The sequence below is a fragment of the Novosphingobium sp. AAP83 genome, from assembly GCF_001295795.1.
GTDB lineage: Bacteria > Pseudomonadota > Alphaproteobacteria > Sphingomonadales > Sphingomonadaceae > Novosphingobium.
The window spans coordinates 37,693-56,681 of sequence record NZ_LJHY01000003.1 but is presented as its reverse complement, the minus strand read 5'-3'; the positions used below and the strand labels follow the sequence as shown (position 1 = coordinate 56,681).

Here is an 18,989-nt window from a genome sequence, read left to right as displayed (position 1 = left end):
ATGTGCGGAATAGCGGGAATTTTTCATACCGAGGGCCAAAAGCCGGTCGATCCTGATCGCGTGCGCCTGATGTGCGATGCCATTGCCCATCGCGGGCCAGATGGGGAAGGCGTGTGGACCGCGCCCGGCGTCGGGCTTGGCCACCGCCGCCTGTCGATCATCGACCTTGCCGGATCGCCGCAACCGATGGCCTCGGTTGAACAGGACGCCATCATCGTTTTCAACGGTGAGATCTATAATTTCATGGATTTGCGCGCCGAACTTCAGGCGCTGGGCGCAAAGTTCCGCACTGACGGCGATACCGAGGTAATCCTCCAGGCATGGCGCCACTGGGGCACCGATTGCCTTAAGCGCTTGCACGGCATGTTTGCCTTTGCGCTCTATGATCTGCGGCAGCGCACCTTGCTGCTCGCGCGCGACCGGCTTGGCGTAAAGCCGCTGTTTTCGGCACGCCTTACCGATGGTTCGATCATTTTCGGGTCAGAACTCAAGGCTTTGCTTGCCCATCCTGCGTTTCGCTATGAAATTGATCCCTTGGCGATCGAAGATTACCTTGCATGGGGGTATGTCCCCGATCACCGGTCCATCCTCAAGGGCGTCGAGAAGCTGCCTGCGGGCCATTACCAATTGCTCCGCCACGATGCGCCAGCACTCGCGCCGGTGCAGTGGTGGGACGTCTCGTTCGCGGATCGCGCAAAGGGCAATGCCGATGATCTTGGAGCGCATTTGCTGCATCATATGCGCGAGGCGGTAACCTCGCGGATGTTGGCTGATGTGCCGTTGGGCGCGTTTCTCTCAGGCGGCGTAGACAGCTCCAGCGTGGTCGCCCTGATGGCTGAGGCCAGCACGTCGCCGGTCAAAACCTGTTCGATCGGGTTTGATGTGGCTGCGCTCGATGAAACGGCTTACGCCGACAAGATCGCTGCGCAGTTCCGTACACAGCATTGGAAACGTACGGTTTCTCCCGATGACTTCTCCCTAGTTGATCGCCTTGCGGGGATGTTTGATGAACCTTTCGCTGATGCCTCGGCGCTTCCCACCTTCCGCGTTTGCGAACTTGCGCGCGAACATGTGACGGTTGCGCTTTCGGGCGATGGTGCGGACGAGGCTTTTGCGGGATATCGCCGCCAGACCTTCCAGCACCGCGAAGAGCAAGTGCGCAGACTGTTGCCCTCCGCTTTGCGCGGTCCGGTGTTCGGCACGCTGGGCAAGCTTTGGCCCAAGGCCGATTGGGCACCGCGTCCTCTGCGTGCGAAGTCCACACTGCTCAGCCTCGCCACAAGCGGTGAGGAAGGTTATGCGCGATCTTTGGCTGTTACGTCTCCCGAATTGCGCGCTAGGCTTTACAGCCCCGATTTCCGGCGCTTGCGGGGCGATTACCGGGCGGAACAACCCTTCGTTGATCTGATGCGCAATGCCCCAGCGCGCAGTGGCCTTGATCGCGCACAATATGCTGATTTGAAATTCTATTTGCCCGGCGATATCCTGACCAAAGTAGACCGCACGAGCATGGCGGTCAGCCTTGAGGCGCGTGAACCGTTGCTGGATCACCGCCTGATCGAGTTTGGCGCAAGTCTGCCTGAAAATCTGCGCGTTCGCGGGAATACGGGCAAGTGGTTGGTCAAAAACACCATGCGGCGCTACTTGCCCGAGGATGTTTTGTTCCGCCCGAAAATGGGTTTTGTCACGCCGATTGCGCAGTGGTTGCGCGGACCTTTGGCCGATGAAGCGCGCGGTTTGGCATCAAGTGGCGCTCTGGCACGTACGGGCTGGTTTGATGCAGCGCAAATTGATGCCGTTGCCGAGGCGCATATTGCGGGGCGCATGGATCACAGCCGACTGATCTGGCAACTGCTCATGTTACGGAAATCATTGGATCGCCTTGGTTGATACGGCGTTAATCGATGGTGAGCGGTAAGGGGATATTCACCATTTCGGACTAGTTTGGCGGCGAAACAACCGCTGATGGTCCATGCTGAAGAAACTGCGCTCACCGTTGTATCTCGCGCTGCTCCTCCCAGCATTGCTGACTCTTACCGATGTGCTTTCACCAATTGACCACGTTTATAAAAACTCGAGGGCCAAGATTGGTGTTCATCCAGCAAGCCCCTCTACCATTGTTCTGAGTTTTGACAGCGGGGTACAAGCAAGCGGTAAATCGATAATCAGCACACGCCGCTTGGCCAGAGTGCTTGAGAATCTGAGTGCGCAAATGCCTCATCGCGTGTTCGTCGATACGCCGGTTAAATTTGGCGAGGATATCGAAGGCGATGCGGCGCTTGTTCGTGCTATACACAAATTGAACCCGGATGTTAGTTTCGTAGTCAGAAGCCGTAAGCTTGGTGTACCGGATTACAAATTTTCAGCACAAGATTTCGATATTCCTGATAATGAAAAGATAGGTGGTGCACCTGTTGTATTGTCTGCATGGAATACAAATTTTATTGATTATGGTATTTTTTCACCATTTTCCATAAAAATTTCGGGTAAACAGTATTCAACTCTATCTCCGGCATTGTCTGGTGTTAACCAAATTTGGCAACCATCATTTGTGCCTGACTATCTTTTTGATATTAAAACGGTTCCTCATCTAAAAGCAGAGAAGTTTGAGGGTGGAGATTTTACACTCGGACAATTGACCGGACGTACAGTTATTGTAAATTCCGCTGGGGTAACGGCCCCAATTGGATTTTTCGGACAACGGAGAGTTCATCCGCTTGCATTGGATCTTGCTGGAGCCGATGCTCTGGATAAACCTTTTGCCGTTGCGTTAGGTTCCTTTCCGATATTGATCCTAGCTTGGCTCTTTATCCGCGCAGGCAGCAAAAGTACACGAAAGCGCAACAAGCTGATCCTACACGGTCTTGCGCTCGTAACAATATTGGTGGTGCCGGCTGCGCTGCAAGTACTTGGCATCACGCTTGATAATGCCGCAGGTATAGTCTGTGCGGCCTTGTACGGAGGCATCAGACTTTGGCAATTGCGCATGCGCAGGGTCCAGCACACCAGCGCTTCAGGTCTGCCCAATCTTCTTGCTTTGAGTGCGCAACCCCTTGACGTGGGGCGCGATGTGGTTGTCGCAGTAATCGCGCGCTACGAAGAAATATTGGCGACGCTTCCCAAGGATTTGCATGGTGAATGTGCGCGACAGATCGCGCGGCGTTTGTCGGTTGGGTCTGGTACCGAAACCATTTTTAACGGGGAAGGCGGGCACTTTGCCTGGACAGAAGAAGCGCGCCCTCTTGAGATGCAACTCAATCATCTGGAAGGCATGCGTGCGCTTTTCGCCGCGCCGCTCGAGATTGGCCAGTTCACTTTCGATACGAATATCCACTTCGGGTTGGACCGGAACGAAGGCCTGGATGCACTTACCCGTGTTAATTCTGCACTCGCCAGCGCCAATGATGCTTTGGCCAGTGGCCGTGCTGTCGAACTGTTCGAGGCAGAGCGTCTTGAAGAAGCATCGTGGGAATTGTCGCTACACGCCAGTATCGATGAAGGCCTGCGCAATGGCGAAATTTGGCTGGCATTTCAGAGCCAGTGGGACATCAAGACGGGATTGCTCTGTGGTGCAGAAGCGCTGATCCGCTGGAATCATCCCACGCGCGGGCCAATCGCGCCTGATGCATTTATTCTGCAAGCCGAACGGGCGGGGCGGATCGATGCTCTTACGTATTGGGTGATGGAAGAGGCGATCACAGCGGCCCTGGCCTTAAACGCCATCGGGCGGCATATTCAAATGAGCATCAACTTGTCGGCGCAGATGGTTGATAAGGCGGGATTGGTGCCAAGCTTGATGGAAATCATAAGGCGGCGCCAAATCAATCCCACGCAGTTAACCATTGAAGTTACCGAAACATCCAGTGTTCGCAATCGACCGGCAGCCGTGCAGAATCTATCCCAACTGCGCACAATCGGCTTCCGCTTGTCGATTGATGATTTCGGAACGGGTGAGGCAAGTCTTGCCTACCTTGCTGATCTTCCCAGCGATGAACTCAAACTGGACCGGCGATTTGTCTCGCGGATCCTTACACATGAGCGTGAACGGCACATCGTACGCTCGACAATCGACCTTGCGCACGCGCTGGGGCAGACTGTCGTTGCCGAGGGTATCGAGGATGAGGCAACGTATCGCATGCTGGGGCGTCTAGGGTGCGATGTTGGCCAAGGCTATCATCTTGGGCGTCCTCAACCCATTGCTGAATTGCGGAAAAATCTTCTCAAAAGGGAACAAATGCCAAAACGGGTTGTTTAGATATTGTTAACCATTATATTTGCTGTTAGTTGTAAGCCTCCAAATGTGGATGGAGGCCCATATGTTGTTCGCTGTAAATGCTGTTTGGGAAATCATGCGTTGGCTTTTCAACTGAATTTTTCGCGCTGAATTCCCCAGGGAATTCAGCGCTTTTTAATTAACGTGGGGTTCTTGCGTTAATAGCTGGCCGCGGTCGCTTTAAGAGCGTCCGCAATTGTCTGGGGCTAAGCCCTGATGGCCTCAAAAATTGCTTTAATTAAAGCAGGCGCAGTTTTAGTCTTCGCCATGGCCCAAAGCCAGATAATCCTGGCTCTGCATCTCCATTAACCGGCTGACCGTGCGGTCAAACATGAACCGCCCCTCATCATCCCCTTTGCCGCTCCAATCATAAAGCTCGGCAGGCTCTGCGTCCGCCGTGGCGATGAGTTTCACTTTGTGCTCATAGAGTGCATCAATCAGCGTAATGAACCGCGCGGTTTCATTGCGCAAATCCGGGCCGAGGCGGGGGATCGCGACGATAATGGCTGTGTGAAAATGGCGCGCGATCGCCAGGTAATCCGCCGCCCCCCGCGCTTCACTGCATAGCCGCTTGAAGCTGAAAACGCCAACCCCCTTCAAGCTTTTGGGCACATGCAGCAAGCGCCCGCCACCAACATCCAGTTCCGCGCTGGGAACATGTTCGCTGTCTTCGGGTGGATAATCCGTTAGCCTAAAGAAGGCTTCGCGCACGGCGTCTGTTGCCACAGGGCCAACGGGAACGTGCCATGTGCCAACGCCTTGCATGCGTTCTAGCCGGTAATCTGTCGGACCGTTGAGTGTCAGCACTTCAAGCCGGCTTTCGACCAGTACGATGAACGGCAGGAAGTGTTCGCGGTTCAGCCCGTTTTTGTAGAGATCGGAGGGCGCGCGATTCGATGTAGTGATAATCGTCACGCCACCTTCGACCATAAGGGCGGTGAAAAGTCGGCTCATGATCATTGCGTCGGCGCTGTTGTTGACGACCATTTCGTCAAAGCACAGCACGCGCGTTTCGGTTGCAATCGCCGCTGCGACGGGCAGGATCGGATCGCCGCTTTCCTTTTTGCGTTCCTCGCGCAAGCGGGCGTGGACGTCGAGCATGAATTCGTGGAAGTGCGCGCGGCGTTTGGCGGTGATGTTCAGGTTGTCGTGAAACAAATCCATCAACATGGATTTGCCGCGCCCGACACCGCCCCACATATAAATGCCGCGCGGCGGAGGCGGAGCTTTGCGGCCCAGCAGCTTGCCGAAGATGCCCGCTACGGGCGGCGGTGTTTCCAGATCCTGTTGCAACGCGGCCAGCTTGGTGACGGCGGCGGCTTGTTCGGGGTCGGGCTTTAATTCACCGGCGGCCACCAGTTCGCCGTAGCGCTGGAGCACACTTGTCATCGTTGTGTCGGCTTGCGAATCGTACCGCTGAACGCGGCGATGGTATCATCGCCTTGTACCACGAGGCCGCGCAGGAAAACGAGCCGGCCGGTTTCGCGCAGAACCTCGACCACGGCATCAAGCGGTTCGCTAACGCGGCCTGCGCCAATAAACTGGTTCGAAAGGTCAAGCGTGACCGACCCCGCGGCATCGCCATCGAGCAGCGTCCGCATTGCAGCAAACAAGGCAATGTCGATCAGGGCGAGGGTAACGCCGCCGTGTACCGAATCGAGCAGATTGGAGTGGCGTCGCTCCGGGAACATCCGCAGGCGGCATGCCTTACCACCATCAGCCCGATCTTCGACGCGGGTAACCATTTTGCCCATGGTTTGGGCATTGAAGCGAGTTGGGTCTTTTATGTCCCAAGTGAACCAGCCCGGTTGGTCCGGGGCTGGTTCATACTGGAATGCCTGATCTACCACCGTATTATACGAGACGCTCGGCCTGCATCTTCTTGATTTCGGCGATGGCGCGCGCGGGCGAGAGACCCTTGGGGCACACGTTTGCACAGTTCATGATGGTGTGGCAGCGATAGAGACGGAACGGATCTTCCAGTTCGTCCAGACGCTCACCCGTCATCTCATCGCGGCTATCGGCCAGCCAGCGGTAGGCCTGAAGCAGGATGGCGGGGCCAAGGAACTTGTCGGAATTCCACCAGTAGCTGGGGCACGATGTGCTGCAACAGGCGCACAGGATGCACTCATAAAGGCCGTCCAGCTTTTCGCGCTGTTCGGGTGATTGCAGGCGTTCCTTGCCCGATGGCGTTGGCGTGACAGTTTGAAGCCATGGGCGGATCGAGGCGTATTGCGCATAGAAGTGCGTGAAATCGGGCACGAGGTCCTTGATCACTTCCATGTGCGGCAGCGGCGTGATGCGCACTTCGCCCGCAAGATCTTCGATCGCGGTGGTGCAGGCAAGGCCGTTGCGACCGTTCATGTTCATCGCGCATGAACCGCAGATACCTTCGCGGCATGAGCGGCGGAAGGTGAGCGTGGGGTCCTGCTCGCTCTTCATCTTGATCAGCGCATCGAGCACCATCGGGCCGCAGTTATCGAGATCGATATCGAAGGTATCGTAACGCGGGTTCTGGCCGCTATCGGGATCATAGCGATAGACCTTGAACTTGCGGACCTTTCCTTGCGTGGGTGCCGCGTGATGGCGGGCCTTGCCGGTGATCTTGGAGTTCTTCGGAAGCGAGAAAGTCGCCATCGTCATGTCCTGTTTTGCGCGTGCGCGAATGTGTTTCCGAATCGTCCTTAGCAATTGCAGCGCGCGGGGCAAGGGGGTGCGGCGTGCACATTGGTTCGGGGTGTTTCCGTTCAGGTTGGTTGGGTGTAAGATGAACAAGTTTACACAGTTTACACTGTTCTGGGAAGAAAACGGGCAGTAGGCTTAACGCGTTTCGTTTTGCACCTTGATCCTTTGCCAGAAGACGGGGGCGCGGCGCGGATGAGCTGAATCGTCATGGCCATACTTTGCCAACGCTTGGCCTTGTAGGACAGAGTTTATTCCCCGGCGCGGCTCCACACAAGTTTGCCGCCCACGTATGTTTGATCGACTTGCGTTTGCAGGAGTTGTTCGGCGGGCACCGTGAGCGGGTCTTTGTCGAGCACGATGAGGTCGGCGAATTTGCCGGGTTCGATGGTGCCTTTTTTGGCCTCGTCCCACGCCACGGCGGCGGCTTTGGCGGTATAGAGGCGGATGGCTTGTTCGCGGGTGATGGCTTCGGACAGGGCGAACTGGTGGCCGCTCATGCCTTTGCGGGTGACGGCGGAATAGAGGCCGACCATCGGGCCGATGGGCAAGTTGTCGCTGCTCATCACCACGTTGACGCCGAGGTTGATGGGGGTGGCCATCGGGTTGATGTGATCAAGCCGCTCGCCATCAAGCACCGAAAGATAGCGGCCTTCGAGGTTATAGGTGAAGTTGGGCTGCGCGGTGGTCCACACGCCGTCTGCGGCCATGGTCTTCATCGTCTGTTCGGTGGGCAGCATGGTGAAATGCGAGATAAACCAGCGGTGGTCGGCCTTGGGCTTTGCGGCAAGCGCAGTGTGATAGGCTTGGGCGACGGTATCGATGGCTTCATCGCCAATCGCATGGATCCCCAGTTGCCAGCCGAGCGCGGCGGAGGTTTCAACCATTTCCTGAAGCGCGGCCTCGCTCATGAACGTGGTGCCCCGAAAGCCGGGCTGGCCTTTGTAGTCTTTTGATGTGCGCGCGGTGGGGCCGGTGAAGCCGCCGTCATAGGCGCTTTCGCCGATGGGGCCGAGCTTCAGGCGATCATCGCCGTACCCCGTGTGATGCGGGAATTTGCGCAGGCGTTCGGCGCCGGGATACATGATGTAGAGCGTGCCGCGCGGCAGGTTTTCGCCCTCATCGGCATAGATCGCGGCGAGCTGTTTGAAGGTGTGGCCGCGCACACCATTGCCGCCGCCGCCCGCAAGGCCGCCCTGTTCGACGGGTTCATCGTCGATGGTGGTCCACGCCTCCATATAGCTGGTGATGCCGAGGCGCAGGAGGTCTTTGAGCGCGCGGATATAGCTGGGGCGCATTTGTGCTGGGCTGTCGGCAGGGACGAATTTGAGCACGATGTCCATGCGTTCACGGATCATGCCGTTAAGCTGGCCATCGGGGCCATGTTCAATCAAGCCGCCATCGGGATCGGGCGTTTTGTCGGTGATCCCGGCGATTTTGAGCGCGAGCGAATTGGCAACGGCGCTGTGGGCGCCTGCGCGGACGAGGACGACGGGGTTATCGGGCGCGATCTTGTCGAGATCGGCGCGGGTGGGGTTGCGCTTTTCGGCAAGCAGGGCTTCGTCCCAGCCCGAGCCTGCGACCCATTCGCCGGGGCCGAGCTCTTTGGCCTTGGCTGCAACCATTGCGCCGAGTTCGGTGATCGATTTGGCCTTTTCGGGCTCGATCGAGCGGTGCGACAGGCCTTTCATGTGCAAGTGCGCATCGACGAAGCCGGGCATCAGGGTGCGGCCTTTGAGATCGATGGTGCGGGGGGCTTGCCAGTCTTTCGCAAGGTCCGCGCCGCCGACGGCTGCGATCTTGCCATCTTTGACCGCGACGCTGGTGGCGATGGTAAAGTCTTTGTCGACGGTGAGGACTTTGCCGTTGATGAACAGCAAGTCTGCTTGCGCAGGCGCAGCCAGTGCGGGAAGCGGGAGCGCGGCGAGGGCCAGGGCAAGCCGGCGTGCGGTCTTCATGGCTGACCTTTCAGGTGGGGGCGGCGCAGGATGGCCCATGCGGCGGCGGCGATGGCAAAGGTGATGGCGCTGGCGATGGCCTGGGGGCGCAAATCTGGCACGAAAGCCATCGCGATGAGCACCACGGCAATGGCGGCGATGGTGGCATAGCTGAGGCCAGGGAACAGCCACATGCGCAAGGCGAGGGTTTCAGGCGCGGTCGCCTCAACCTGTTTGCGCATGCGGACCTGCGCGAGGCAGACCATCAGATAAATGATCAGCATCAGCGCGCCCGAGGCGCTGACGAGGAAGCTGAACACGCCTTGGGGCGAAAGGATCGAGGCGGCCATCGCGCCATAGCCGAACAGGCTGGCGATAAGCGTGGCGCGGGCAGGAACCTTGCGCTTGTTCAGGCGGATCAGGCTTTGCGGTGCATCACCGTGGCGGGCAAGGCCGAACAGCGCGCGCGAGGTGACATAGAGGCCCGAGTTGAGGCACGACAGCACCGCGACGAGGACGACGGCGTTCATGATCGTGGCGGCATAGGGAATGCCCATGAGCCCGAGCGAACTGGCGAAGGGGGATTGGCCCGCGACGACCGTGTTCCACGGTTGCACCGCGACGATCAGGATGAGCGAGACGACATAGAACAGCAGGATGCGCAAGGCGACCGAGCCGGTCATACGGGCGATAGTTTTGGCAGGCGCGTGGGATTCAGCGGCGGCAACAGTGGCGATTTCCGCGCCGCAGAGCGCGAAGATGACCGAGGTAACGCCGCCGATGACGGCGCCCCAGCCTTTGGGGGCAAAACCGCCGTGCGCGGTAAGATTGGCAAAAGTATTGCCAGCGGGCGAGGTGACGCCGAATGCCCACAGTCCGGCGATGAGGATGAAGCCGAGGATCGCGGCAACTTTGGCAGCAGAGAGCCAGAACTCGAACTCGCCATAAGAGCGCGCGGAAAAGAGGTTCACCACGGTCATCAAGGCGAGGAGGACCGAGCCGATTTGCCACACTTCGAACGGGAGCCACAGCGCCAGGATCACTGCGCCTGCAATCGCCTCGATCGCCACAACTATCACCCAGAAGTACCAATAGAGCCAGCCCGAGACGAAGCCGGCGAGCGGCCCCAAGGCCATGCGGATCAGCTCGGTGAACGAGCCTGCGCCGGGGTGCAGCATCGCCATTTCACTGAGCATGCGCATGATCATCAGGATGACCAGCCCTGCAAGGCCATAGCTGACTATCACCGCCGGGCCGATCTGCACGATCGAGGTGGATGAGCCGACGAAGAGGCCTGCGCCGATGATGCCGCCGATGGCGATCATCGCCACGTGGCGGGCGTGAAGCGATGCCTCAAGCTTGTGTTCGGCCTGTTCCAGATGTTCGGCTTGTTTCAGAAATCCCCCGGTGATGTTGCTGCTTGTCCTTGGGGATGAATAGCAGGTGGCGGGCAATACGTCATTCGCGCGAAGCGGGACGTTTGGGGATTGCAGATTGCGGCAGAGCGAGGCAATCTTACAGAATAAAAACAGGAGCTAGGATGGGCGTGAAAGCCTTTTGGGAGGCGCAAGTGGTGCCGCGCATGATAAAGTGCGCATGTGCTTCGCCGGGGATCATGGAATTGCGTGCCGGCATTGTCCCGCGCGCATACGGGCGCGTGTTCGAAATTGGCTGCGGCGGCGGTTTGAACCAGCAGTTCTACGATCCTGCGCGGGTGACCGGTTTTGCCGGAATCGATCCATCTGGAAAATTGCTCGAATATGCGCGGGCCGCAGCGGCGCAAAAGGGCCTGTCCGCCGATATCCGCGAAGGTGTTGGCGAGAATATTCCCTTTGCCGAAGAGAGCTTTGATACGGTTGTCTGCACCTATACGCTATGTTCGGTGCAAGACCCGGATCAGGTTTTGCGGGAATTGCGGCGGATTTTGCGGCGCGGTGGGCAATTGCTGTTTCTGGAACACGGGTTGAGCCCGGATGCGGGCGTTGCCAAATGGCAGCGGCGGATCGAACCGGTATGGAAACCGCTGATGGGCGGGTGCCATTTGGCGCGCACAGTGACCAAGCCCGTGATCGCGGCGGGTTTCCAGATTGAGCATCCAGGGCACCAATATATGCCGAAAATGCCGAAATGGGCGGCTTGGATGGAATGGGGAACCGCAGTGAAAACGGTTTAGGGTGATCCCTGTTAGCAAAGGTTTTTTGGTTTCACGCAGAGACGCAGAGAAGAAGGGGAGACGCAGAGGGGGCAGTTTGGGCCGCAAGGCCGCCCGATGATCCGGCCATAGGGCAACCACCATGGCCGGAATTTATGGGCGGCTTTGCCGCTAAAGCCACTCCCTCGGCGCCTCCGCTTCTTCTCCGCGTCTCTGCGTGGAACCCTTTCAACGTGTGCGTTTGATTACGCTATGTTCGCAATCAAAAAGGCCCCCACCGGTTCTCCGGCGGGGGCCTTTTCTGGTTAGCGGTTACGGCGCTTATTCGCCGAAGGTGCGCTGCCACCAGCCGCGACGCGGGGAGGCGGCAGCGGTTTCTTCGGCTGCCGGTTCAGCCATAGGGGCTTCAGCGGTCACCGTTTCGGCAGGCGCTGCGTCAGATGCAACAGCGTCAGCCTTTTTCTTGCGCGGTGCACGCTTTGGTTTGGCCGGAGCGGCTTCTGCTTCGATAGGCGCTGCTTCTGCAACCGGTTCGGGTGCAGGAGCAGGAGCCGGTGCAGCTTCGGCTTCGGCGTCAGCCTTTTTCTTGCGCGGGGCGCGCTTGGGCTTGGCCGGGGCGGCTTCTGCTTCGACAACGGGTTCCGCAGCAACAGGTGCGGGCGTTGCTTCTGCGACCTGCTCGGCAACTGTGGCTTCATCGGCTACAGCATCAGCCTTTTTCTTGCGCGGTGCGCGCTTTGGCTTGGCCGGAGCTTCTTCTGCAACGGGTGCAGGAGCGGCTTCGGGTTCGGCCACAACGGCAGGTTCGGCCTGCGCTTCGGCGGTAAAGCCTTCGTCGCTATCGCCCTGATCGGCCCCATCCTGTTCGGTCCCACCCTGTTCGGTGCTGCCTTCAGTGCCTTGGCCTTCTGCGCCATCGCGTCCGCCACGACGGCGACGACCGCGACGGCGACGCTTGCGCTGGCCGCGTTCCGCTTCGGTTTCGGTTTCATGACCCGCTTCGCCAGCTTCGCTAGCCGCGCCTTCATCGCCTGCTTCATCATTGCCTTCTTGCGCGTCGGCATCAGCATCCGAGCCTTGCGTTTCAGCGCCATCATCATCGCGGCGATCACGGCTACGACCACGGCGGCGCTTGCGACGCTTGCGACGACCATCACGGTCAGCGCCATCTTCGCCTTCGGGGCGAGGGGCGCGGGCCGGGCGTTCTTCACGCTCTTCGACTTCTTCTTCGGCGTCGTAATCGTCCTCGACGATATCGTCTTCTTCCTCAGGCTCGATAATCGGTTCGAACCGGGGGACGAATTCAGGGCGTGGTCCGCGTGAGGCGACGCGCATTTTCGCGCCTTCGTTCTCACCTTCAGGGATCACTTCGACGGTTACGCCATAACGCTCTTCGATTTCGCCCAGATCAATACGCTTGGCATTGAGCACATAGATCGCTGCTTCTTGAGAAGCATAGAGCGTGACGACGTTGCCCTTGCCCTTCGCGGCTTCGTCTTCGATCATGCGCAAGGCCGAAAGACCGGCGGACGAAGCGGTGCGGACCAGGCCCGAACCATCGCAATGCGGGCAGCCACGCGTGGTGGCTTCGAGAACGCCGGTGCGCAGGCGCTGGCGGCTCATTTCCATCAGGCCAAAGCCGGAAATGCGGCCAACCTGAATGCGCGCGCGATCATTGCGCAACGCATCCTTCATCGCCTTTTCGACTTTACGGATGTTTGATCCGTATTCCATATCGATAAAGTCGATCACGACCAGACCTGCCATATCGCGCAAGCGCAATTGGCGGGCGATTTCGCGCGCGGCTTCAAGGTTGGTGGAAACCGCTGTCGCCTCGATACCGTGTTCCTTGGTGGAGCGGCCCGAGTTGATGTCGATCGAAACAAGTGCTTCGGTCGGGTTGATGACGAGGTAGCCGCCCGACTTCAACTGCACGACAGGATCGTACATCGCGGTAAGCTGGTCTTCGGCACCATAGCGCTGGAACAGCGGCACCGGATCGACATATTGCTGAACCCGCTTGGCGTGGCTTGGCATCAGCAGTTTCATGAAGTCTTTGGCCGCGCGATAGCCGTGCTCGCCTTCGACAACGACATCCTCGATGTCGCGGTTGTAGATGTCGCGGATCGCGCGCTTGATCAGGTCGCTGTCCGAATGGATCAGGGCAGGGGCGACCGAGCCAATGGTGCGTTCACGAATCTCGTCCCACAGGCGGGCGAGGTAATCGAAGTCGCGCTTGATTTCAGGCTTGGTGCGCTGAAGCCCTGCCGTGCGCACGATGCAAGACATCGAACGCGGCAAGTCCATTTCCGTGATGATCGATTTCAGGCGCTTGCGGTCAGTTGTCGAGCTGATCTTGCGGCTGATGCCGCCGCCATGGCTCGAATTCGGCATGAGCACGCAATAGCGGCCCGCGAGGCTGAGGTAGGTGGTGAGGGCTGCGCCCTTGTTGCCGCGTTCTTCCTTGACGACCTGGACGAGCAGAACCTGACGGCGCTGGATAACGTCCTGAATTTTGTAGCGACGGCGCAGCGCCATGCGCTTGGCGCGCAGTTCGTCGGCTTCTTTGCCTTGTGAGCGACCGCCCTGCCGGCGACCGCGACGTTGGCGGCCGTTATTTGAGCGTTCGCCGTTTTCGTCTTCGTCACCAGTATCAGAGGCGTTTTCATCGCCTTCTTCGCCTTCGTGATCGAAACCGTTTTCAACAACGCCGCCTTCGATCGTGGCAACCTGGTCTTTTTCTGACGTATCGACTTCGGTTACGCCATCATCGGCGTCGTAGCCGTCACCGTCACCATCGCCGTATTCGTCGTCATCACCGTCTTCGGCAGCGCGCAGCGCGGCTTCTTCTTCGGCGTGCGCGGCCTCTTCGGCCAGAAGCGCCTCACGGTCTTCCTTGGGTATCTGATAGTAATCAGGGTGGATTTCGCTGAACGCGAGGAATCCATGCCGGTTGCCGCCAAAATCAACAAAAGCCGCCTGAAGCGATGGCTCTACACGTGTAACCTTGGCCAGATAGATATTGCCTTTGATCTGCTTGTGATCCGCAGATTCAAAGTCGAACTCCTCAATCCGGTTGCCCTTCAGCACCGCCACCCGGGTTTCTTCCTGGTGGCGCGCATCGATAAGCATGCGCGTTGTCATTATAAATTCTCCAGCCGCGCCGTCGCCGGGTTGCCCCTGCGTTGCTGGCGCGGATCGTTTGAGATAGGCGCGCGCTGCCTTGCCAAGCCAATGCCATGATTGGGCTGATGCCGTTGCTGCGCACGAATGCGGGTTTGCCGGATCGGAGCGTTGGGGCGTGAGGCTTTGTGCCTGTCATGCCTTGTCGCTCGCCGCCCGGCGGCGGTTGGTTTGTGTCTGCTGTGACGATAACTCGCGGCGAGGTGCGCGTGCTGCCATTCGTCCACGCCGATGCTGCCCCGGTGGGGCTAACAGGCAGGAACGAAACGCAGCTCATCATTACGGCATCAACCTTGTGGCACGGGGATCAGGCGCGACCGCATCTTCATCCCCGCGATTACGGGATCATCGCCAACAGTACGTTTCTTAGCCCACCGTGGCGCAAAACAGCGCTTTTAGACGGTTTGGGCGTAAGACGTACCGATGCTGAGTGCCCCGATAGACCATTGCTAGCACTCCAAGGACAAAGCGGCAAATAAAACAATGACCGATGTTGTCCTGTAGGAATGCCACGCATCCTTATCGCACCCGAGGTGTATCTTAAGCGTTAACCATGGGCTGTATTTCCCACTGGACCCGGACAAGTGTGGCAGGGCATAGGCGATGGCGGATGGATGACCGGGGTATCTTGACCGCAGTATTTGCAGCGCCGGCCGTGGCTATGGGCGTGCTGTGGGCTGCGCTTTCCACAGGGCTTGCCGATGTCGAGCCACGTTATGTGGTGAAACTGGCCATGCCCGATCACACCGGCAAGATCGGTTTGCCGGTGGTAGAAGGCCCGCCTGATGCCAGCCGCCCTCTGGTGGTAATTGATGCAGGCCACGGCGGGCATGATCCCGGTGCAAGCGGGCAGGATGGCGAGCGGGAAAAGGATTTGACGCTGTTGTTGGCGCGTTCGTTGCGCGATGCGCTGGTGGCTTCGGGCCGTGTTCGCGTGGCGCTGACGCGTGATAACGACCGGTTTTTGGCGCTCGATGAGCGTGCAGATATTGCGCGCCGGTTGAATGCGAATCTGTTCATTTCTGTCCATGCCGATGCGGCCAGTGTCGCCGAAGCGCATGGTGCCACGATTTATACGCTATCAGATAAAGCTTCCGATTCGGTGGCCGAAGCGCTGGCCGCGCGAGAGAACCGCGCCGATGCAGTGAATGGCGTGAGCCTTGCCGGAAAAGGCCAGGCAGTATCGTCGATACTGGTCGATCTTGCCCGGCGCGAAATGCGTGGAAGCTCGCAAAGATTTGGCGAACTGGTGGTGCGCGAGGGCAAGGACGTGATCGCCTTTCATGCCCAACCGCAGCGCGAAGCTGCGTTCATTGTGCTGAAATCGCTCGACCTGCCATCGGCGCTGATTGAAGCTGGCTATATCAGCAATCTTGATGATGCTCAGACGATGCGCGACAAGGCGTGGCGGAAACGCTTTTCCGGTTCGGTGGCCCGCGCCATCGAGATTTTTCTGGCCGAACGTGCGGCCCCGTCCTTGGTTACAGCGACACCGGTTGCCGAGCCCGTATCGGGATCTGGGCCGACTGATGTACCCTGAATGGCAAGATGCTGCGATAGGCCTCTGGCAAGGAACCGCGTGAGCATGCTAGAGGCGCTGCACGATGGCTGACGAGACACCTGAGCAAACCCGGTTTGTAACGCGGCGCGGCGGGGTTCCTGACCGTTGGCGTGGATTTTCGCTGTGGTATCGCGGCAAGTGGCACGGCAGCCGCTTGTTCCGTTTTGGCAACTATGTGCTGGGCGCGTTTTTGCTGGGGTGGTTCGTGCTGTGGCTGACGGTGGCACGCACGCTGCCATCGGCGGACAAATTGCTGACATATCAACCGCCTTTGCCCACCATGGTGCGCGGCAATGATGGCGAGATCGTATCGAGCTATGCCCGTGAACGGCGCGTGCAATTGCGATTTGTCGATTTTCCCGAGCCAATGATCAATGCGTATCTGGCGGCTGAGGACAAGACGTTCTGGACGCATGGCGGCATCGATTACTTCGGCTTTGCAGGCGCTGTGGCCGATTATGCAACCAAGTTCGGATCGGATGAACGCGCGCGCGGCGGATCGACGATCACGCAGCAAGTGGCCAAGAATATCCTGATCGGCGATGAATATTCGATCACGCGCAAGCTCAAGGAAATGATTCTGGCGCGCAGGATCGAAGGCGTGCTGAACAAGCAGCAGATCCTTGAATTGTATCTCAACGAAATTCCGCTGGGGCGGCAAAGCTTTGGTGTGCAGGCAGCAGCGCGCGCCTATTTCGACAAGGACGTGGGCGAACTGGCGCTGCACGAGACGGCGTTTCTGGCGATTCTGCCCAAAGCGCCGGAGCGTTATGGCCGTGCCAAGTATGAAGGCATGGCGATTGCGCGGCGCAATTACGTGCTCGACCAGATGGTGAAGAACGGATGGGCCACGCAAGCGCAGGCCAATGCAGCAGGGGCGATGCCGCTCGGCCTGAAACCGCGCCGTTCCGAAAGCTATACCGCAGATGCGGGCTACTTCCTTGAAGAAGTGCGCCGCCGCCTGATCGGTCGCTTTGGCGAAAAGGCCGAAGATGGCCCGAACAGCATCTATGCAGGCGGGCTGTGGGTGCGCACTTCGCTCGATACGCAATTGCAAACGGCAGCGCAGAATTCGTTGCGGACGGCGCTGCTGCGCTATGGCGGCGGTCGGGCGTGGCATGGGCCGATTGCGCGGATCGATCTGGATGACGGCAATTGGCAAACGCAACTGATCACCAGCAATATTGCGATCAATTACCAGAACTGGCGCGTGGGCGTGCTGCTTTCGCGCAAGGGTTCGGGCGGCGAGATCGGCTTTTCTGATGGCAAGACCGCCGACCTGATCGGCATTCCTGACATCATGAAGCCGGGCGATATCACGGCTGTTGCGCCGGTCAATCCGGGCACATTTGCGGTGCGCACGATCCCTGAAGTATCGGGAGGGATGGTTGTTGAAGACCCGCAAAGTGGCCGCATTCTGGCGATGCAGGGCGGGTTTGACGCACGGTTGGGTTCGTTCAACCGCGCCACGCAAGCCAACCGCCAGCCGGGCTCAACGATCAAGCCGTTCGTCTATGCCACCGCGCTGGACAACGGGATGACGCCAGCCTCAATGGTCGTGGACGGAACGTTCTGTGTCTATCAGGGTGCGGCGCTGGGCGAAAAGTGCTTTCGCAACTTCGGCGGCGAAGGCGGTTCTGGCAGCCACACGATGCGCTGGGGACTGGAACAATCGCGCAACCTGATGACCGTGCGCGTGGCCAATGACGTGGGCATGGACAAAGTGGTGCGCACGATCAAGGCGGCGGGCGTGGGCGAATACCCGCCATATCTTTCGATGGCGCTGGGCGCTGGCGACACGACCGTGCTCAAGATGGTCAACGCTTATGCAGCGCTTGCCAATCAGGGACGCCAGCACGAACCGACGATGGTCGACTATGTGCAAGATCGTAACGGCAAGGTGATCTGGCGCGCAGACAACCGGCGGTGTGACGGGTGCAGCATGCCGCGATGGGATGGCCAGCCGATGCCGCGCCTGAACGTGACCGGAAAGCAGGTGATCGATCCTCGCACGGCCTATCAGGTGGTGCACATGCTGGAAGGTGTGGTGGTGCGCGGCACGGCCATTACCTTGCGCGATTTGGGATTGCCGCTGTTTGGCAAGACGGGCACGACTTCGGGGCCGACCAATGTCTGGTTCGTGGGAGGATCGCCCGATATCATCGCGGGCGTCTATATCGGCTATGACCAGCCGCGCAGCCTTGGCGGCTATGCGCAAGGCGGTCGGATTGCCGCACCGGTGTTCAAGCAACTGGTGCAAGAAACGCGCAGCCGATGGAAGGACATCCCGTTCCGTGTGCCCGAAGGCGTGCGCATGGTGAAAGTTGACCGCGTTTCAGGTAAGCGCGTGTTTGGCGGAACGCCTGAAAATGACGTGGCCAAAGCCTCGATCATCTGGGAGGCGTTCAAGCCCGACACCGAACCCAAACGCACCGCGCAGCAGGGCGAGGTGAGCGCGAAGCAAGCCGTTCTTGATGCCTTGCGCAAAGCCCGCGCCGCGCGCGGAATTGCCAGCGGCGCGGTTGATGAAGGGCCGGTTGAGGAAAGCTTTATCGAAGAGCAAGGCGGGATTTACTGATCTGCCCGCAAAGGCATTGGTTGAACTGGCTGCGATCTGGTACGTGTTAACTCATGAACCTTCGCAACCTTGCCGCTGCCGGTGCAGCCTTCGCCCTTTTTGCCACGACTCCGGCCTTGGCCGAACTGAAAAGCGGGGCCACGGCACCCGACTTTACCGCCAATGGCGCGCTGGCGGGCAAGCCGTTTGCGTTTTCTTTGAAGCAGGCCCTGCAAAAGGGGCCTGTGGTTTTGTACTTCTATCCCAAGGCCTTTACCAAAGGCTGCACATTGGAAGCCCACGCCTTTGCCGAGGCGAGCGATGATTTCAAGGCTGCTGGCGCAACCGTGATCGGCATGTCGAACGATGATATCGCCACCCTGCAAAAGTTTTCGACCGAAGCATGCCGTGACAAGTTTGCTGTAGCAGCCGCCAGCCCTGCAGTGATCAAGGCTTATGACGTGGCGCTGAAACTGCCCGCAGGCATTTCCACCGGCCTGACCAAGCGTACGAGCTATGTGATCGCCAGGAACGGCAAAGTGACGATGGTCCATTCGGACATGGATTACCGCGACCATGTGAAGCTGACGCTGGAAGCCGTGCGCAAGCTGAAAGGCGCTTAAACACCCGGGTGATACGCTCGG

The 18,989-nt window shown here is 59.0% G+C and carries 12 protein-coding genes; 6 read left to right on the top strand and 6 right to left on the bottom strand.

Features of this window, described 5'->3' with window-relative positions; genetic code table 11:
• Together IP81_RS02010 and IP81_RS21205 are read left to right on the top strand one after the other, a co-directional pair.
• Positions 1 to 1,890 (top strand): XrtA/PEP-CTERM system amidotransferase, encoded by a 1,890-nt coding sequence (locus tag IP81_RS02010; RefSeq protein WP_054106306.1) that lies wholly within the window; start codon positions 1 to 3, stop codon positions 1,888 to 1,890.
• Between the two features lie 82 nt (positions 1,891 to 1,972).
• Entirely contained in the window at positions 1,973 to 4,255 is a 2,283-nt protein-coding gene (locus IP81_RS21205; RefSeq protein WP_231626202.1) for an EAL domain-containing protein, read from the top strand.
• 273 nt (positions 4,256 to 4,528) lie between these two features.
• Here IP81_RS21205 and zapE read toward each other — a convergent pair whose 3' ends face one another.
• The 5 genes from zapE to IP81_RS01980 form a co-directional block, all read right to left on the bottom strand.
• The gene (gene zapE, locus IP81_RS02000) at positions 4,529 to 5,662 is read right to left on the bottom strand and encodes a cell division protein ZapE (RefSeq protein ID WP_054106305.1); all 1,134 of its coding nucleotides are present in this window, start codon (positions 5,660 to 5,662) and stop codon (positions 4,529 to 4,531) included.
• Positions 5,659 to 6,060, bottom strand: a complete 402-nt coding sequence (locus IP81_RS01995; protein ID WP_369800697.1) for a PaaI family thioesterase — start codon at positions 6,058 to 6,060, stop codon at positions 5,659 to 5,661. Before IP81_RS01995 ends, zapE begins: the two co-directional genes overlap by 4 nt.
• A gap of 67 nt (positions 6,061 to 6,127) precedes the next feature.
• On the bottom strand, positions 6,128 to 6,910 hold the full coding sequence (locus tag IP81_RS01990) for a succinate dehydrogenase iron-sulfur subunit (RefSeq protein WP_054106469.1): 783 nt from the start codon (positions 6,908 to 6,910) through the stop codon (positions 6,128 to 6,130).
• A 296-nt stretch (positions 6,911 to 7,206) separates the two neighbouring features.
• Positions 7,207 to 8,913 carry an amidohydrolase gene (locus IP81_RS01985; RefSeq protein ID WP_054106303.1) on the bottom strand — a complete coding sequence of 569 codons (1,707 nt, stop codon included), beginning with the start codon at positions 8,911 to 8,913 and terminating at the stop codon, positions 7,207 to 7,209.
• Positions 8,910 to 10,346 (bottom strand): amino acid permease, encoded by a 1,437-nt coding sequence (locus IP81_RS01980; protein WP_231626201.1) that lies wholly within the window; start codon positions 10,344 to 10,346, stop codon positions 8,910 to 8,912. Before IP81_RS01980 ends, IP81_RS01985 begins: the two co-directional genes overlap by 4 nt.
• An 86-nt stretch (positions 10,347 to 10,432) precedes the next feature.
• Between IP81_RS01980 and IP81_RS01975 the strand changes: the two genes are divergently transcribed.
• A complete protein-coding gene (locus IP81_RS01975) occupies positions 10,433 to 11,065 on the top strand; it encodes a class I SAM-dependent methyltransferase (protein WP_054106302.1) in 633 nt (210 codons plus the stop codon).
• A 300-nt stretch (positions 11,066 to 11,365) separates the two neighbouring features.
• On the opposite strand, the gene IP81_RS01970 is transcribed toward IP81_RS01975, so the two are convergent.
• Positions 11,366 to 14,188 (bottom strand): ribonuclease E/G, encoded by a 2,823-nt coding sequence (locus tag IP81_RS01970; protein WP_054106301.1) that lies wholly within the window; start codon positions 14,186 to 14,188, stop codon positions 11,366 to 11,368.
• Between the two features lie 649 nt (positions 14,189 to 14,837).
• Here IP81_RS01970 and IP81_RS01965 point away from each other — a divergent pair.
• The 3 genes from IP81_RS01965 (at position 14,838) to IP81_RS01955 (ending at position 18,968) form a co-directional block, all read left to right on the top strand.
• Entirely contained in the window at positions 14,838 to 15,767 is a 930-nt protein-coding gene (locus IP81_RS01965; RefSeq protein WP_231626200.1) for an N-acetylmuramoyl-L-alanine amidase, read from the top strand.
• 64 nt (positions 15,768 to 15,831) lie between these two features.
• On the top strand, positions 15,832 to 18,366 hold the full coding sequence (locus IP81_RS01960) for a penicillin-binding protein 1A (protein WP_054106299.1): 2,535 nt from the start codon (positions 15,832 to 15,834) through the stop codon (positions 18,364 to 18,366).
• 53 nt (positions 18,367 to 18,419) lie between these two features.
• Positions 18,420 to 18,968: a peroxiredoxin gene (locus tag IP81_RS01955; RefSeq protein ID WP_054106298.1), complete on the top strand. Its 549-nt coding sequence runs from the start codon at positions 18,420 to 18,422 to the stop codon at positions 18,966 to 18,968.
• Positions 18,969 to 18,989: the final 21 nt, after the last annotated feature.

Excerpts from the sequence above, each read along its gene's own strand:
- IP81_RS21205 (WP_231626202.1), top strand. The coding sequence starts at position 1,973 with ATGCTGAAGAAACTGCGCTCACCGTTGTATCTCGCGCTGCTCCTCCCA.
- IP81_RS02010 (WP_054106306.1), top strand. The coding sequence starts at position 1 with ATGTGCGGAATAGCGGGAATTTTTCATACCGAGGGCCAAAAGCCGGTC.
- IP81_RS01955 (WP_054106298.1), top strand. The coding sequence starts at position 18,420 with ATGAACCTTCGCAACCTTGCCGCTGCCGGTGCAGCCTTCGCCCTTTTT.
- IP81_RS01975 (WP_054106302.1), top strand. The coding sequence starts at position 10,433 with ATGGGCGTGAAAGCCTTTTGGGAGGCGCAAGTGGTGCCGCGCATGATA.
- IP81_RS01960 (WP_054106299.1), top strand. The coding sequence starts at position 15,832 with ATGGCTGACGAGACACCTGAGCAAACCCGGTTTGTAACGCGGCGCGGC.
- IP81_RS01965 (WP_231626200.1), top strand. The coding sequence starts at position 14,838 with ATGGATGACCGGGGTATCTTGACCGCAGTATTTGCAGCGCCGGCCGTG.
- zapE (WP_054106305.1), bottom strand. The coding sequence starts at position 5,662 with ATGACAAGTGTGCTCCAGCGCTACGGCGAACTGGTGGCCGCCGGTGAA.
- IP81_RS01970 (WP_054106301.1), bottom strand. The coding sequence starts at position 14,188 with ATGACAACGCGCATGCTTATCGATGCGCGCCACCAGGAAGAAACCCGG.
- IP81_RS01985 (WP_054106303.1), bottom strand. The coding sequence starts at position 8,913 with ATGAAGACCGCACGCCGGCTTGCCCTGGCCCTCGCCGCGCTCCCGCTT.
- IP81_RS01990 (WP_054106469.1), bottom strand. The coding sequence starts at position 6,910 with ATGGCGACTTTCTCGCTTCCGAAGAACTCCAAGATCACCGGCAAGGCC.